This window comes from Acidimicrobiales bacterium (assembly GCA_036399815.1).
Classification (GTDB): domain Bacteria; phylum Actinomycetota; class Acidimicrobiia; order Acidimicrobiales; family DASWMK01; genus DASWMK01.
Window position 1 is genome coordinate 1 of record DASWMK010000053.1, and the last position, 13,823, is coordinate 13,823.

Sequence of the window (13,823 nt, forward strand, 5' to 3'; positions counted from 1 at the left end):
GGGCCCTCGCCGCCTCGGCCGCCGTCACGCCCCTCGCCGCCGCGTCGACCGCGATCTGCGCGGCGACGAACGGGGCCGCGAACGACGTGCCGCCCCAGGTCGCGGACCCGGAGGCGAACTGGCCGGCGTCGCCACCGGCGAGGGTCGGGAGGTCCGTCTTCGTCGGCACCGCGAACGGCCCGGCGACGTCCACGCCCGGCGCGTACAGGTCGACCCAGTCGCCGAAGTTGGACCCCCAGTGGTCGAACGGCGGCTGGCAGTCGGTGTGGACGCGGGCCGGCCGGCCGTCCGGGCCGGTGGCGCCCACGGCGACGACCGCCTTGGCGGCCGCCGGCCAGGTCGGGACGTCGACGCCGTCGTTGCCGGCGGCCGCCACGACCGCCGTCTTCGGGCTCAGCTCGAGGAGCCGGGCGACGGCGCGCTCGACGGCCAGCGTGCCGAGGTTCCGGTGGCTGTAGGAGCCCCAGGACAGGTTCACGACGTCGGGGCCGGCGCCCGCCAGCGCGGCGATCTGGAGCGCCACCTCGTCGGCCTTCGCCATCGAGTGCCGGAGGCGCAGCCGCTCGACGACGATCGTGGCGCCGGGTGCGTGGGCGTGCACGACGCCGGCGGCGAAGGTCCCGTGGCCCCACAGCGGCGACAGGTACGGGCCGTTCGCCGTGGTGACGGCCTCGCGCTCCTCGGGGTCGCTGCGGGCGTCCACCGAGTCGCCGAACCAGGGCTGGTGCTGGATGCCGGTGTCCAGGACGACGACGAGCTGGCCGGCGCCCCTCGACCGGTCGGGGTCGATCGGGGCGGGCTCGGACCGCGCGGTCGCGAGGCACCCGGGCCAGACGTGGATGTGCGACATGGCGTAGAGGTAGTGGTTCAGCCGCACCGTGATCGTCGGGCTGACGTCGTCCACGATCTCGTCCACCACGTCGTGGAGCGGCGGCCCGCCCGCCGGGGGGCGCTCGACGAGGACCTTCTCGACGCCGAGGTCGGGCAGCGGGGTCACGTCCTGGACCCTGAGGCCGCGCGCCTCGAGCTCCTGCCTGGTCCGCTCGAGGTCCTCGGTGGTGGTGAGCACCTCGTCCTCGGCGTACCAGATCTCGAGTCCGCTGGTGTGGTGCTCGACCGCGCTGGCGGGCAGGGGAAACCCGTACTCGTCGTAGATCGTCATGAGTCCCTCCTTCTGCTGACCGACGGACGGCGCACGCGGCACGGCGGATACCTAGGATTCGCCGCGTGGCGGGCGGCGGGTCCCTCGGGAAGGCGGAGCGGGCCAAGGACCTCGTGCGGGCCGACCCGGGCAGGGCCGAGGCGCTCGCCGCCGAGGCCCTCGCCGAGGCGGGCGACGACCTGCGGGCCGTCGCCGTGGCCCGGCGGGTGCTCGGCATGACGGCGCGGGAGGACCAGCGCTTCGAGGACGCCGAGGCCCACCTGCTGGCCGCCGTCGACGCCGCCGAGGGCGCGGGTGCGAGGGCGCTCGCCGCCAGCTGCCGGATGAGCCTGGCGGGCGCGCTGCTGTTCCAGGGCCGCTACGGCGAGGCGCTGGCGCTGGTCGACGCGGCGATCCCCGCCCTGTCGGGCGTCGAGCGGGCGAGGGCCCGGTTCCAGCGGGCGGCGGTCCTCCAGGTGTCGGGGGACGAGGAGGCCGCGGCCAGGGCCTACGAGACGGCGGAGCGGGCGCTGCGCCGGGTGGGCGACCGGCTGACCCTCGCCCAGCTCTACAACAACCGGGGCCAGCTGCGGCTCGCCCAGGGGCGGGTGCGCCGGGCCGGCGACGACCTCCGGCGGGCCGAGTCCATCTACGACGAGCTCGGCCTCGGCAAGGCGAGGGCCGACGTGCGGGCCAACCTCGGCGTCGCCGCCGCCCGGGAGGGCGACCTCCTCGCCGCCCTGCGCTGGTACGAGCAGGCCGACGCCGAGCTCGCCGGCCTCGGCCGGGAGGACCCGCTCTCGCTGAAGGACCGGGTGCCGGCCCTGCTCGTGGCCGGCCTGAGCGACGAGGCGACGGACACGGCGAGGCGGGCCGTCGAGCTGCTCGAGCCGAGGGGCAGGAGCACGTACCTGGCCGACGCCATGCTCGTCCAGGCCGAGGCCGAGCTGGCGGCCGGCGACGCGGCCGCGGCCGGCGAGCTCGGCCGGGCGGCGGCCGACCAGTTCGCCGACTTCGGCCACGCGCGGGCGACGGTCGACGCGCGGGCCGTCGCCACCCTCGCCGACCTCGCCGACGCCGGCGCCGCGGCCGCCGCCGGCCCCCGCGCCGTCGCCGCCGCCCGGGCCCTCGCCGGCGAGGCCGAGCAGGCCGGCCTGCCCCGCCGGGCCCTCGACCTCCACCTCGCCGCCGGCGAGGCCGCCGCGGCGCGGGGTGACGTGGCCGTGGCCGACCGCGAGCTCGCCATGGCGGCCGGCGGGCGGGCGAGCGGGCCGGTCGACCGGCGCCTGCGGGGATGGCGGGCCGAGGCCGGGCGGCGCCTGGCCGCCGGCGACCGGCGGGGCGCGCTGCGGGCGGCGTCGGCCGGGCTGGCCGTGCTCGACCGGTACCGGGACGCGCTCGGCGCCGTCGAGCTGCGGGCCGCCGTCGCCGCCCACGGGACCGAGCTCGCCGCCCTCGGCCTGCGGGTCGCCGTCGAGGACCACCGGCCGGCCGCCGTGCTCAGCTGGGCCGAGCGCCACCGGGCCGTGTGCCTCCAGCGGCCGCCCGTCCGCCCGCCCCACGACCCCGTCCTCGGCGCCCTGCTCGGGGAGCTGCGCACGGTGACGGCCGCGCTCGACGGGGCGGCGCGCGCCGGGCGGCGGGCCACCGAGCTCGACGCCCGCCGGCGCCGCCTCGAGGAGGCGGTCCGGCGCCGGGCCCTGCTGGCCCCGTCGGCCGGGGCGACGGCGGCCGCCGGCGTGCCGGTCGCCGACCTGGCCGCCCGCCTGGGCGACGGCGCCCTCGTCGAGTACCTCCGCCTCGGCGACCGCCTCGCCGCGCTGACGGTCGTGGACGGCGAGCTCGGCGTGTGCGAGCTGGGCGACGCCGGGCCGGTCGTGCGGGAGTGCCGGCTGCTGCGGTTCGCGCTCGGCCGGCTGGCGGGGCGGGACGCCGCCGAGGCGGCCGGGCGGACGTTCGCGGCCAACGCCGCCCACGCCGCGGCGGCCCTCGACGCCCGCCTGGTCGCCCCGCTGGCCGGCGCCGTCGGCGACCGCCCGATCGTCGTCGTCCCCACCGGCGACCTCCACGCCCTCCCGTGGGCGGCGCTGCCGTCGCTGCGGGGCCGGCCGGTCACGGTCGCGCCGTCGGCGACGGTGTGGGCGGCGGCCGTCGACCGGCCCGAGCCCCAGGGGCACCGCCTCCTCGTCGCCGGCCCCGACCTGCCCCACGCCGGCGAGGAGGTGTCGACCCTCCGCCGCGCCTGGCCCGGGGCCCGCACCCTGACCGGTCGCCGGGCCACCGTCGCCGCCGTGCTCACCGGGCTCGACGGCGCCTCGGTGGCCCACGTCGCCGCCCACGGCCACGTCCGGGCCGACCAGCCGCTGCTGTCCTCCCTGCGCCTGGTCGACGGCCGGCTGACCGTCTACGACCTCGACCGCCTCGAGCGCCCGCCCGGGCTGCTCGTGCTGTCGGCCTGCGACACGGGGCTCTCGGCCGTGCGCCCGGGCGACGAGCTGATGGGGTTCGTCGCCGCCCTCCTCGCCCTCGGCACCCGGACCGTCGTGGCCGCCACCGGCCCGCTCCCCGACGACGCGGCGGCGCCGTTCATGGCCGCCGTCCACCGCCGCCGCGACGCCGGCCGGTCGGCGGCCGAGGCGGTGGCCGAGGCCCAGGCCGAGTGCGACGAGCCGGCGGCGGCGTTCGTCGTGCCGTTCGGTGCCGGCTGAGCGGCGCCGGCCGGCGGGCTAGACCCGCACCCAGTCGGTGACGACCGGCGAGCCGCCCTCGGGGGCCAGCCGGAGCCGGACCAGCCCCGTCCGCACGCCGGTGAGCACGAAGCGGCCGAGCCCGTCGACCTCGGCCGACGCCGAGCCGCCCGGCCACTCGCCGGCCACCGTCCCGGCCGCCGCCGGCACGACCTGCCCGGTCAGGGTCGCCGTCCGGCCGGCGGCGGCCACCTCGACGAGCACCTCGCCGGCGCCGGCCCGGAACGTGAGCTGGCGGCCGCCGCCCCGGACGCCGGCCCGCTCACCCGACTCGACGTCGGCGACGAGGTCGGCGACCTCCTGCCCGGCGGCCCGCCAGGCCCAGGTGGCCGCGGCCGCGTCGAGGACGTCGGGCGGCACGGGGTCCACGGCGCGCAGCATGGCGACCACGTCCTCCTCGGACGGCCAGCCGTCGTCGTTCACGGCGCCACCTCCCTCACCCACCGGAGCCTTCTCCGGACGCCGAGATACGCGCCACCTCCGGATGGGTGCGCAACTTCTCCATGCACCGTCGTCGCGTCGGCCCGAGCGAGCCCCTCGGGACCCCGAGCAGCCCGGCGATGTCGTCGTAGCTGAGCGGCGGCGTGACGGCGAGGAGGCGGAGCAGCTCCTGGCAGCGGCGGGGGAGGGAGGCGACGGCCGCCCACAGCGCCCGGCGGCGCTCGTCGGCGATCAGGGCGGCGTCGGGGGCGGGCGCGGGGCCGCCCCGGTCGTCGAGGTCGAGGCCGGCCGGCACGGTCCGCCGCTTGGTGCGCAGCAGCGACAGGCACTCGCGCTGGGTGGTCGTCTTCAGCCACCCGGCGATGGTGGCCGGGTCGTCGATCGTGTGGAGCCGGGTGGCGACCCGCAGCCACACGCCCTGGGACACGTCGGCGGCGTCGGCGTGGTCGAGCCCGAAGCTCCTCGCCACCCCCCACACCATCGGCGCGAACTCCTCGACGAGCTCGCAGAACGCCCCCTCGTCCTCGACGGCCGCCCGGACGAGGTCGGCCAGCGGCCGGCTCAGCATCCCGGGACCGGCGCCGTCACGGGGCGACGCGGGTGACCGACCATCCTCCGCCTGCCGCCCGCCGGAACCTGACCCGGTCGTGGACGTGGTCGTCCCGGCCCTCCCACAGCTCGACCACCTCCGGCACCAGCCGGTAGCCGCCCCAGTCGGGCGGTCGGGGCAGCGGGCCGTCGCCGAAGCGCTCGCCCAGCTCGGCCACCCGGGCGAGGACGGCGTCCCGCCCGGCGACCGCCGAGTGCCCGTCGGAGGCCCACAGCACCACCTGCACCGCCCGGGGGAGGCCGGCGAAGCGCTCGTCGCACTCGCCGTCGGGCAGCCGCTCGACGGTGCCCTCGACCCGCACCTGGCGGTCCTGGCCGAGGAACCCGAAGCACAGCGCGGCCGACGGGTTGGCGGCCAGGTCGGCGGCCTTGCGGGTGCGGTGGTCGGTGAAGAACACGAACCCGTGGTCGACCTGGACCACGTTGACGTAGCGGGCCGACGGCCGCCCGTCCCGGCCGGCGGTGGCGAGGACGGCGGCGGCCGGGTCCGGCGCGCCCGTCGCCACCCACGACTCGTGCCACGAGCGGAACCGCGCCAGCGGGTCGTCGACCCCTTCCTCCAGCTCCCCCACGTCCACACCGTATGCCCGGATCCGTAGGGCATCCGCCAGCCGGTAGCGTTGCCCCTCCGTGAGCACGACCAAGCGGCAACGCCAGAAGGAAGGGCGGCTGGCGCGCCTGGAGGCGGCGCGGATCGCGCAGCAGCGGGCCCAGCGGCGGCGGCGGATCATCACCGCCGTGATCCTCGTCGTCGTGTTCGTCGGGGCGGCGTTCGCGTTCTCGGCGATGTTCGACGACGACGACGGCGACAGCGTGAGCGCCACCGACACGTCCACCACCGAGACGACGAGCGGCGAGCCCGAGGAGTTCACCTACGGGAACGGCGAGTGCCCGCCCGACGACGGCGCCGACGAGCCGAAGCTCGACTTCGAGGACGCCCCCCAGCTCTGCATCGACCCGGCCGCGTCCTACACGGCGGTGTTCGAGACGAGCGAGGGGACCGTCAGGGTGGCGCTCGACACCGAGCGCACGCCGGGCACGGCCAACAACTTCGTGGCGCTGGCCCGCTGGGGCTACTACGACGGCACCGAGATCTTCCGCACCGACACGTCGATCGACATCATCCAGGGCGGGTCCCCGCACACGAACGACAACTCCGACCCCGGCCCCGGCTACACGATCCCCGACGAGGGCGGCACGTTCACCTACCAGCCCGGCGACCTGGTGATGGCCCGCAGCGCGGCGCCGGACAGCGCCAGCGCCCAGTTCTTCTTCGCCACCGGCCCGAACGTCTCGGCCCTCGACGCGCAGGGCACCTACGTCACGTTCGGCCACGTCACCGAGGGCCTCGACGTGCTGGAGGAGATCCTCGCCCTGAACGTCGACGACCCGCAGAGCGGCCTCGGCGGCCACCCGAGCCGGGACGTCGTGATCGAGTCGGTGACGATCGAGGAGGAGGAGGCGCCGGCGTCGACCACGAGCACCACGGCCGACGACCCGTCGACCACGAGCACGACGGCCGCCTCGGGCTGAGCCTCACGGCCGCGGGGTAGCGGGGGCGCCATGGCCGACCCCGCCAACGGCGAGCTCACGTTCATCGGCACGGCGACGGTGCTGCTCCGCCTCGGCGACCTCACCGTCCTCACCGACCCGAACTTCCTGCACCAGGGCGAGCACGCCAAGCTCGGCTACGGCCTGCGTTCCCGGCGCCTGACCGAGCCGGCCATGCAGCCGCGGGACCTGCCGCCCCTCGACCTCGTCGTCCTGTCCCACCACCACGGCGACCACTTCGACGAGGTGGCGGCGGCCGAGCTGGACGAGGCCGTGCCGATCGTGACGACGCCGCACGCGGCGAGGAAGCTCGGCCGCCAGGGGTTCACGGCCGCCGTCGCCCTGCGCACCTGGGAGTCGCACGTGGCGGCGCGGGACGGCACGGAGGTGACGGTGACGGCGATGCCGGGCCGCCACGCGCCCCAGCCGCTCCAGGCCGCGCTGCCGCCGGTGATGGGCAGCCTGCTCGAGGTGCGCAGCGGGGACCGGCCGCCGTTCCGGATCTACGTCACCGGCGACACCCTGTTCGTCGACGAGCTGCGCGAGATCCCCCGCCGCCACCCCGACGTCGACCTCGCGCTCGTCCACCTCGGCGGGACCCGCATCGCCGGGGTGCTGCTGACCATGGACGCCGACCAGGGGGTGCGGGCCCTGCGCCTCGTCCGGCCCCGCACGGCCGTCCCGATCCACTACGACGACTACACGGTGTTCCGGTCGCCGCTCGCCGACTTCCGGGCCGCCGTGGACGGGGCCGGCGACCTCGCCACCGAGGTCGTGTATCTGGGGCGGGGCGAGACCTACCGGTTCTGAGCGGCCATGGCCGCCCCGGTGGCGGCCAGCGCGGCCCGCACCGACGGCGGGTCGAGCACCTCGACGCCGCCGCCCAGCATGACCAGCTGGGAGGCGGCGACCTCGTCGCTCTCGACGGCGAGGCTCACCTCCCGCCAGCCGTCCCCGTCGGGCGGGCCGGCGGCGGCGAGCGCCTCGCGGGCCGCGGCCTGGTCGACGGCGTGGACCAGCAGGCGGGCGGCGGCCGGCGACAGGCGGAGGCGGACGGTGGCGCGGAGCATCGACCGGTCGAACTCGGCCGACGCCGCCGACCACCAGGCGGCCAGGTCGAACCCGCCGGGTCGCTCGGCCCGCTCGTCGAGGCGGGTGGCGGCCCGGATGCGGCTCACCCGGTAGGTCGCCGGTCGGCCCCCCGACGCGGCGACGAGGTACCAGATCCCGCCCTTCAGCACGAGGCCGAGGGGGTCGAGCCGGCGGTCGACCTCGTGGCCGGGCCGGCCGTAGCGGACGTGCAGCCGGTGGCCCGACCACACGGCGTCGGCGACGGCGGCGAGGTGGGGCAGGTCCTCGTCGTGGTGGAACCAGCCGGGGGCGTCGAGGTGGAAGCGCTCGGTCACCCGCGCCGCCCGGCCCCGCAGCTCGGGGGGCAGGGTCGACAGCACCTTGGTGCGGGCGGCGGCGAGCACGGTGCCGAGGCCGAGCTCGGCGACGGCCGTGGGCGCGCCGGCGAGGAACAGGGCGGCGGCCTCGTCGCCGGTCAGCCCGTCGAGCCGGGTGCGCCAGCCCTCGACCAGCCGGATGCCGCCCCGGGGCCCCGTCTCGGTCCAGATCGGCACGCCGGCCTCCTGGAGGGCGGCGACGTCCCGGTACACGGTCCGCACCGAGACCTCGAGCGCGTCGGCCAGCTCGGCCGCCGTCGCCCGGCCCCGGCGCTGGAGGTGGAGGAGGAGGGCGACGAGGCGTCCGGCCCGCACGGCCCGCAGGCTAGGGCCCTTCCCTGACAGGAGATGTCAGGGAAGGTGAGCCAGGATCGTCGCATGGCCTCGTGGAACGACCTCGCCGCCGCCGCCCCCGACCTCGCCGAGCGGACGATGGCCCGCTTCCGGGCGACCGGGCTCGCCATCCTCGCCACCATCCGCAGGGACGGCTCGCCCCGCCTCACCGGCATCGAGGTGACGTTCAGGGACGGCGACCTCTGGCTCGGGATGATGGACGGGTCGCTCAAGGCGCTCGACCTGCGGCGGGACCCCCGCCTGGCGCTGCACGCGGCCACCGTCGACAAGGAGGTGCGCGACGGCGACGCCAAGGTGGCCGGGCGGGCCGTCGAGGTGCTCGACGAGGACGTCAAGGCCCGGTTCCTCGAGCACGTGGAGGCGGAGAACGGCCAGGCGCCGCCGGGGCCGTACCACCTGTTCAGGGTCGACGTCAGCGAGGTGTCGTTCCTGCGCCCGGCGGGCGACCACCTCGTGATCGAGACGTGGACGGAGGGCGGCCGGTACCGCTCGGTCGACCGCTACTAGCTTCGGCCTCGTGGCCACCCACGAGGTCCTGAACCAGCCGCCGCCGCTCGAGGGCCACGACGTGTTCGGGGCGGACGAGGCCCTCGTGGAGGCGGTGGCGCGGGAGGGGGCGGGCTGGGCGCTCGACGACCTCCACGACCTCGGCCGGCTGGCCGGCTCGCCCGACGCCATCGAGTGGGGCGCGGCCGCCAACGCCAACCCCCCGGCCCTGCGCACCCACGACCGCTTCGGCCACCGCGTCGACGAGGTCGCCTACCACCCGGCCTACCACCGCCTGATGGAGGTGGCCGTCGGCCGCGGGCTGCACACCGGGCCGTGGTCCGACCCCCGGCCGGGCGCCCACGTGGCCAGGGCCGCCGGCTTCGTCGTCTGGAGCCAGGTCGACGCCGGCCACTTCTGCCCCGTGTCCATGACCTACGCGGTCGTGCCCGCCCTGCGCGCCCACCCGGGGCTGGCGGCCGAGTGGGAGCCCCGCTTCGCGTCCCGCACCTACGACCCGTCGTCCCGCCCGGCCGCGGCCAAGGCCGGGGCGCTCGCCGGCATGGCCATGACCGAGAAGCAGGGCGGGTCCGACGTGCGGGCCAACACCACGCGGGCCGAGCCGGCCGGCGGCGACGGCGAGGTGGCGCTCACCGGCCACAAGTGGTTCTGCTCGGCGCCCATGTCCGACGCCTTCCTCGTGCTGGCCCAGGCGCCCGGCGGGCTCTCGTGCTACCTCGTGCCCCGGTGGCGGCCGGACGGGACGCGCAACGCCGTGCACCTCCAGCGCCTGAAGGACAAGCTCGGCAACCGGTCCAACGCCTCGTCGGAGATCGAGCTCGACCGGGCCTGGGGCCGCCTCGTCGGGGAGGAGGGCCGGGGGGTGGCGACGATCATCGCCATGGTCAACGCCACCCGGCTGGACTGCGTGCTCGGGGCGACCGCCGGGATGCGCCAGGCCGTCGCCCAGGCCACCCACCACGCCGCCCACCGGCGGGCCTTCGGCCGGGAGCTGGTCGACCAGCCGCTGATGGCGAACGTGCTCGCCGACCTGGCCGTCGAGGCCGAGGCGGCCACCGTGCTCGCCCTCCGCCTGGCCCGGGCCTGCGACGCCGGCGAGGGGCCGTTCCGCCGGCTGGCCACCGCCGTCGGCAAGTACTGGGTGTGCAAGCGCCACCCGGCGCTCGTCGCCGAGGCCCTGGAGTGCCTGGGCGGCAACGGCTACGTCGAGGAGTCGATCCTGCCCCGGCTGTTCAGGGAGAGCCCGCTGAACGGCATCTGGGAGGGCTCGGGCAACGTCATGTGCCTGGACGTGCTGCGGGCCATGGCGAAGGAGCCGGCCGCGCTGGCCGCCTTCCGGGAGGAGGTGGCGCTGGCCGCCGGCGCCGACCGCCGCCTCGACGCCGCCGTCGCCGCGCTCGACGCCGACCTGGCCGACCTCGACGGCATCGAGGCGAGGGCCCGCCGGGTGGTGGAGCGCATGGCGCTCGTGCTCGGCGGGTCGCTGCTCATCCGCCACGGCCACCCGGCGGTGGCCGACGCGTTCTGCGCCTCCCGGCTGGGCGGCGACTGGGGCCGGGCCTTCGGCACCCTGCCCCGCGGCGTGCCCTTCGGCACCCTGGTCGACCGGGCCCGCCCGAAGGTGGGCTGAGCCCGGCGGCGCCGTGCGGGGTCGCTACTGCTGGTAGTGCTCGACGGTCTCGGCGTCGCGGGCGCCGCTCTCGTCCGGGTCGAGCCCGGCCGACCGCTTGGCCCGGCGCTGGCGGAGCAGGTCCCAGCACCGGTCGAGCTGGACCTCGACCTCCTGGAGGCGCTGCCGGTCCTCGTCGCTCAGCAGGTTCCCGGCGTGGGCCTCGCGAAGGTGGTGCTCCTCGTCGATGAGGTCGTCGATGCGGCCGAGGATGTCGCGGTCGTCCATGGCGCCATCCTGCCCGCTCCGACCGATGACCACTCACCGCGGCCAAACGGCATGGCATCGGCCGCACACGGTGAGACTTGAGGAATCGGCTCAAGGATCGTGCGGTGCCGGCCGATGGGACCGCCGTGGCTCCCGTGCGACCGTCCCGCAAGCGGAGCGCCGGCATCGTGGCCGTCGCCATCGCCACCGTCCTCCTCGTCGCCGGCCCGCCGGCCGGGGCCCGCCCGAAGGAACGGGCCCCGGGGACCGACCGGGTCGAGCGGGCCGAGGCCCACCGGGCCGGGCCGCCCGGCCACCGCTCCGCCGGGCCCGGCCGCGAGGCCGCCGACGCCGGGCGCCGGCCCCGCCCGACGCCGCCGCCCGAGCAGGCGCCGGCCACGACGGCGACGTCCCTGCCGACCGAGACGCTCCCGCCCTCGACCACGACGACGACGACGGCGCCGCCGCCGCCGACGACCGAGCCGCCGCCGACGACCGAGCCGGAGCCGGAGCCGGAGCCCGACGTGACCGTCAGCCCCCCGCCCGAGTCGGGGGAGGACCCGGGCGTCGACGTGGCGCCGGGGTCGGAGGACGCCGTCGAGTACGAGACCGAGGAGGACCGCCCCGAGGTGACGATCGAGGCGACCGAGGACGGGCCGCCCGTCCTCGACGTGCTCGTCGCCAGGGACGCCGGCGGCGAGGCCCCGGCGTCCACGCTCGTGGTCCGGGTCGAGGAGCCGAGCACGGACCTGGCCGGCCCCGACGTGGCCGTCGTCCACGCCGACGGGGGCGTGGTCGTCACGCCGCCGGCCGGCGCCGACGACGTCGTCGTGGCCGTCGAGCCCGGCGGCCCCTCGGTGACCGAGCTCGGGGTGTCGGTCCAGATGGTGGGCGGCGTCGCCCGGGTCCTCGTCACCGTGCCGGCCGACCGGCTGCCGGCCGTGCTGCTCCAGGTGCCGGCCCGGGGCACCGACCTGCCGACCGTGGCCCTCAGCCAGCGCAGCGAGGCCGGCACCAAGCTGGCCCTGTCGATCGTGCCGGCCCTGATCGAGGACGAGGGCCCCCGCCCCGGGCCCCGGCCGCCGACCACGCCGCCGGACGTCCCGGGGACGACCGTGCCCGACGGCCCGACCCGGCCGGGCGGCGACGGCGCCGACCGCCCGCCGGCCGGACCGGCCACCACGGTCCCCGTCCCGACCACCGCCGCCCCCACCGGCCCGGCGCCGGCCGCGCCCGGCCCCGCCGGCCCGGCGCCGGCCGCGCCGCCGTCCGCCGGCCCCGTCGCCCCGGTCACCGCGCCGCCGTCGACCGTGGCGCCCGACCGGGCCCCGACCCCGGGCCGCGACCCGCTGCACGGCCTGCCCGGGTGGCTGTCCCGCACGGCCGTCGACCCCACCCGGGGCCCGCTCGGCGTGCTGGCCAGGGCGGCCGTCCACCACCCGGTGCCCGTCGGCCTGATCCTCACCGTCGTCGGGTTCCTGCTGGCCCAGACCCTGGTCGACCGGCGCAACCCCAGGCTGCTGGCCGCGCCCCTCGACGGCGCCGACGACACGCTGAGGTTCGAGTGAGGTCGGTCCCCGGCACGGCGCGGGGCCGCAACGAGCTGGCCTCGCTGGCCTGGCGGCTGGGGTCGCTCCAGCTGACCCGGCTCGTGATGGCCGCCCTCGCCGTCGCCGCCGCCGCCAGCCTGCCCGGCTACGTCCCGTCCACCCGGCCGGTCGTCGTCACGTCGCTGGCGTTCGCGCTGCTCACCTCGGTGCTGGAGGCCGTGCGCCGCCGCTACCGGGTCCGCAGCCTGGCCCTGCTGTCGTCGACCCTGCTCCTCGACGGCGTGTGGGTGGCCGTCGTGCTGTCCGGCGGCGGCGGCCTGTTCGGCCCGCTCGGCGTGCTCGTCCACCTCCACGTCGTCGCCGTGACCGTGCTGCTCTCGTGGCGCACCGGGCTGAAGGTGGCGGTGTGGCACCTCCTCCTCCAGCTGGTGTCGGCCTACGACGGGTTCGAGTGGCTGAACGCCGGCTCCGGCGACGAGCGGTCGCTGGCCTTCAGCGGGCTGGCCGTCGTGCTGCTGGCGGCGGCCGCCGCCTGGTATTCCGCGCTGAACGAGCAGGCCCTGCGGCGGGGCAAGGCCGAGCTCGCCGCGCTCGTCGCCCTCACCGAGTCGCTCGAGGTGGCCGACACGGCCGGCGACATCCGGGCCGCGCTGCTCCGCCACGTGACCGAGCGGCTGGGCTTCCGGCGGGCCGCGCTGGTCGACCACACGGCCGCCGGCGCGGCCGGCGCCGTCGTGGACCGCCGGACCAGCGTGCTGTTCGAGTCGGCCGTGCCCATCCCGCCGCCCGCGCTCCGCCACCCGTCCGAGGCCGGCGTGCGGACCGGGACGAGAGGCGTGCGCCTCGTCCGCACCCTCGACCCCGACGCCGCGTCCGACCGGCTGGCCGACGCCCTGTTGCCGGCGGCGACCAACGTCGTCGTCGTGCCCCTGACCGTCGAGGGCCAGCTCGTCGCCACCCTGTACGCCGAGTGGGGCGGCCACCGCCGCCGGGTGGCGGCCCAGACCGTCGCCGTCCTCGTGCAGTCGTGCACCCACGCCGCCCAGTCGCTGCGCAGCGAGCGGCTGCGGTCCGAGGTCGAGTGGCTGGCGACCCGGGACCCGCTCACCGGCGTCTACAACCGGGCCGTGTTCGACGAGCGCCTCACCGAGCTGGTGGCGTCGGCCCAGCGCACCGAGCGGCCGCTCAGCCTGATCGTGCTCGACGTCGACCACTTCAAGGCCGTCAACGACGGGTTCGGCCACCAGGCCGGCGACGGGGTGCTGCGGGTGGTCGGCGAGACCCTGATCGCCAACTCCCGCAACGACGACGTGGCCGCCCGCTTCGGCGGCGACGAGTTCGCCGTGCTCCTCCCCGGCGTCGCCGGGCCTACCGCCCTCGCCGTGGCCGAGCGCCTGCGGGCCTCGATCAGCCGGGACGTGCCCCTCGGCGGCATCACGGTCAGCGCCGGGGTGGCGACCCTGCCGAGGCGGGGCGGCTCGCCCCAGCAGCTGCTGGCCGCGGCCGACGTCGCCCTGTACCAGTCGAAGCGGGACGGCCGGGACCGGTCGAGCCGCTTCGAGGAGCCGCACGTCACCCTGGCGCTCCCCGGCGCCTGAC

Annotated in this window: 13 protein-coding genes; 7 read left to right on the forward strand and 6 right to left on the reverse strand. The window is 77.6% G+C overall.

Annotation, left to right across the window (positions count from 1 at the left end; genetic code table 11):
- Positions 1–1,162 (reverse strand): S8/S53 family peptidase (locus VGB14_03975; GenBank protein HEX9992066.1); only part of this gene is annotated, 1,162 nt, incomplete at its 3' end.
- Positions 1,163–1,227: 65 nt separating this feature from the next.
- On the opposite strand from VGB14_03975, the gene VGB14_03980 reads away from it, so the two are divergent.
- On the forward strand, positions 1,228–3,849 hold the full coding sequence (locus VGB14_03980; protein ID HEX9992067.1) for a CHAT domain-containing tetratricopeptide repeat protein: 2,622 nt from the start codon (positions 1,228–1,230) through the stop codon (positions 3,847–3,849).
- Positions 3,850–3,867: 18 nt separating this feature from the next.
- On the opposite strand, the gene VGB14_03985 is transcribed toward VGB14_03980, so the two are convergent.
- Genes VGB14_03985 through VGB14_03995 form a run of 3 tightly spaced genes read right to left on the reverse strand, consistent with a single transcriptional unit; the run spans position 3,868 to position 5,510 of the window.
- Positions 3,868–4,311 carry a hypothetical protein gene (locus VGB14_03985; GenBank protein ID HEX9992068.1) on the reverse strand — a complete coding sequence of 148 codons (444 nt, stop codon included), beginning with the start codon at positions 4,309–4,311 and terminating at the stop codon, positions 3,868–3,870.
- A 13-nt stretch (positions 4,312–4,324) separates the two neighbouring features.
- Positions 4,325–4,897, reverse strand: coding sequence for a sigma-70 family RNA polymerase sigma factor (locus tag VGB14_03990; GenBank protein HEX9992069.1), 573 nt, complete (start codon positions 4,895–4,897; stop codon positions 4,325–4,327).
- 16 nt (positions 4,898–4,913) lie between these two features.
- Positions 4,914–5,510 (reverse strand): pyridoxal 5'-phosphate synthase, encoded by a 597-nt coding sequence (locus VGB14_03995; protein ID HEX9992070.1) that lies wholly within the window; start codon positions 5,508–5,510, stop codon positions 4,914–4,916.
- Between the two features lie 58 nt (positions 5,511–5,568).
- Here VGB14_03995 and VGB14_04000 point away from each other — a divergent pair, with 58 nt between their 5' ends.
- Complete coding sequence (locus tag VGB14_04000; GenBank protein ID HEX9992071.1) at positions 5,569–6,471, forward strand: peptidylprolyl isomerase; 903 nt, start codon at positions 5,569–5,571, stop codon at positions 6,469–6,471.
- Between the two features lie 30 nt (positions 6,472–6,501).
- On the forward strand, positions 6,502–7,299 hold the full coding sequence (locus tag VGB14_04005) for an MBL fold metallo-hydrolase (GenBank protein ID HEX9992072.1): 798 nt from the start codon (positions 6,502–6,504) through the stop codon (positions 7,297–7,299).
- On the opposite strand, the gene VGB14_04010 is transcribed toward VGB14_04005, so the two are convergent.
- Positions 7,287–8,252, reverse strand: coding sequence for a WYL domain-containing protein (locus VGB14_04010; protein HEX9992073.1), 966 nt, complete (start codon positions 8,250–8,252; stop codon positions 7,287–7,289). The genes VGB14_04005 and VGB14_04010 overlap by 13 nt on opposite strands.
- Positions 8,253–8,315: 63 nt before the next feature.
- Here VGB14_04010 and VGB14_04015 point away from each other — a divergent pair, with 63 nt between their 5' ends.
- Both VGB14_04015 and VGB14_04020 read left to right on the forward strand, forming a co-directional pair.
- Complete coding sequence (locus VGB14_04015) at positions 8,316–8,798, forward strand: pyridoxamine 5'-phosphate oxidase family protein (GenBank protein ID HEX9992074.1); 483 nt, start codon at positions 8,316–8,318, stop codon at positions 8,796–8,798.
- Between the two features lie 10 nt (positions 8,799–8,808).
- Positions 8,809–10,428, forward strand: coding sequence for an isovaleryl-CoA dehydrogenase (locus tag VGB14_04020; protein ID HEX9992075.1), 1,620 nt, complete (start codon positions 8,809–8,811; stop codon positions 10,426–10,428).
- A gap of 24 nt (positions 10,429–10,452) precedes the next feature.
- Here VGB14_04020 and VGB14_04025 read toward each other — a convergent pair whose 3' ends face one another.
- Positions 10,453–10,695, reverse strand: a complete 243-nt coding sequence (locus VGB14_04025) for a DUF2630 family protein (protein ID HEX9992076.1) — start codon at positions 10,693–10,695, stop codon at positions 10,453–10,455.
- A gap of 125 nt (positions 10,696–10,820) precedes the next feature.
- On the opposite strand from VGB14_04025, the gene VGB14_04030 reads away from it, so the two are divergent.
- Complete coding sequence (locus tag VGB14_04030; protein HEX9992077.1) at positions 10,821–12,242, forward strand: hypothetical protein; 1,422 nt, start codon at positions 10,821–10,823, stop codon at positions 12,240–12,242.
- On the forward strand, positions 12,239–13,822 hold the full coding sequence (locus VGB14_04035) for a GGDEF domain-containing protein (GenBank protein HEX9992078.1): 1,584 nt from the start codon (positions 12,239–12,241) through the stop codon (positions 13,820–13,822). Before VGB14_04030 ends, VGB14_04035 begins: the two co-directional genes overlap by 4 nt.
- Position 13,823 lies beyond the last annotated feature (1 nt).

What these genes read in the sequence shown, in the direction of transcription:
- VGB14_03990 (HEX9992069.1), bottom strand. Translation starts at nt 4,897, where the DNA reads ATGCTGAGCCGGCCGCTGGCCGACCTCGTCCGGGCGGCCGTCGAGGAC.
- VGB14_04005 (HEX9992072.1), top strand. Translation starts at nt 6,502, where the DNA reads ATGGCCGACCCCGCCAACGGCGAGCTCACGTTCATCGGCACGGCGACG.
- VGB14_04015 (HEX9992074.1), top strand. Translation starts at nt 8,316, where the DNA reads ATGGCCTCGTGGAACGACCTCGCCGCCGCCGCCCCCGACCTCGCCGAG.
- VGB14_04025 (HEX9992076.1), bottom strand. Translation starts at nt 10,695, where the DNA reads ATGGACGACCGCGACATCCTCGGCCGCATCGACGACCTCATCGACGAG.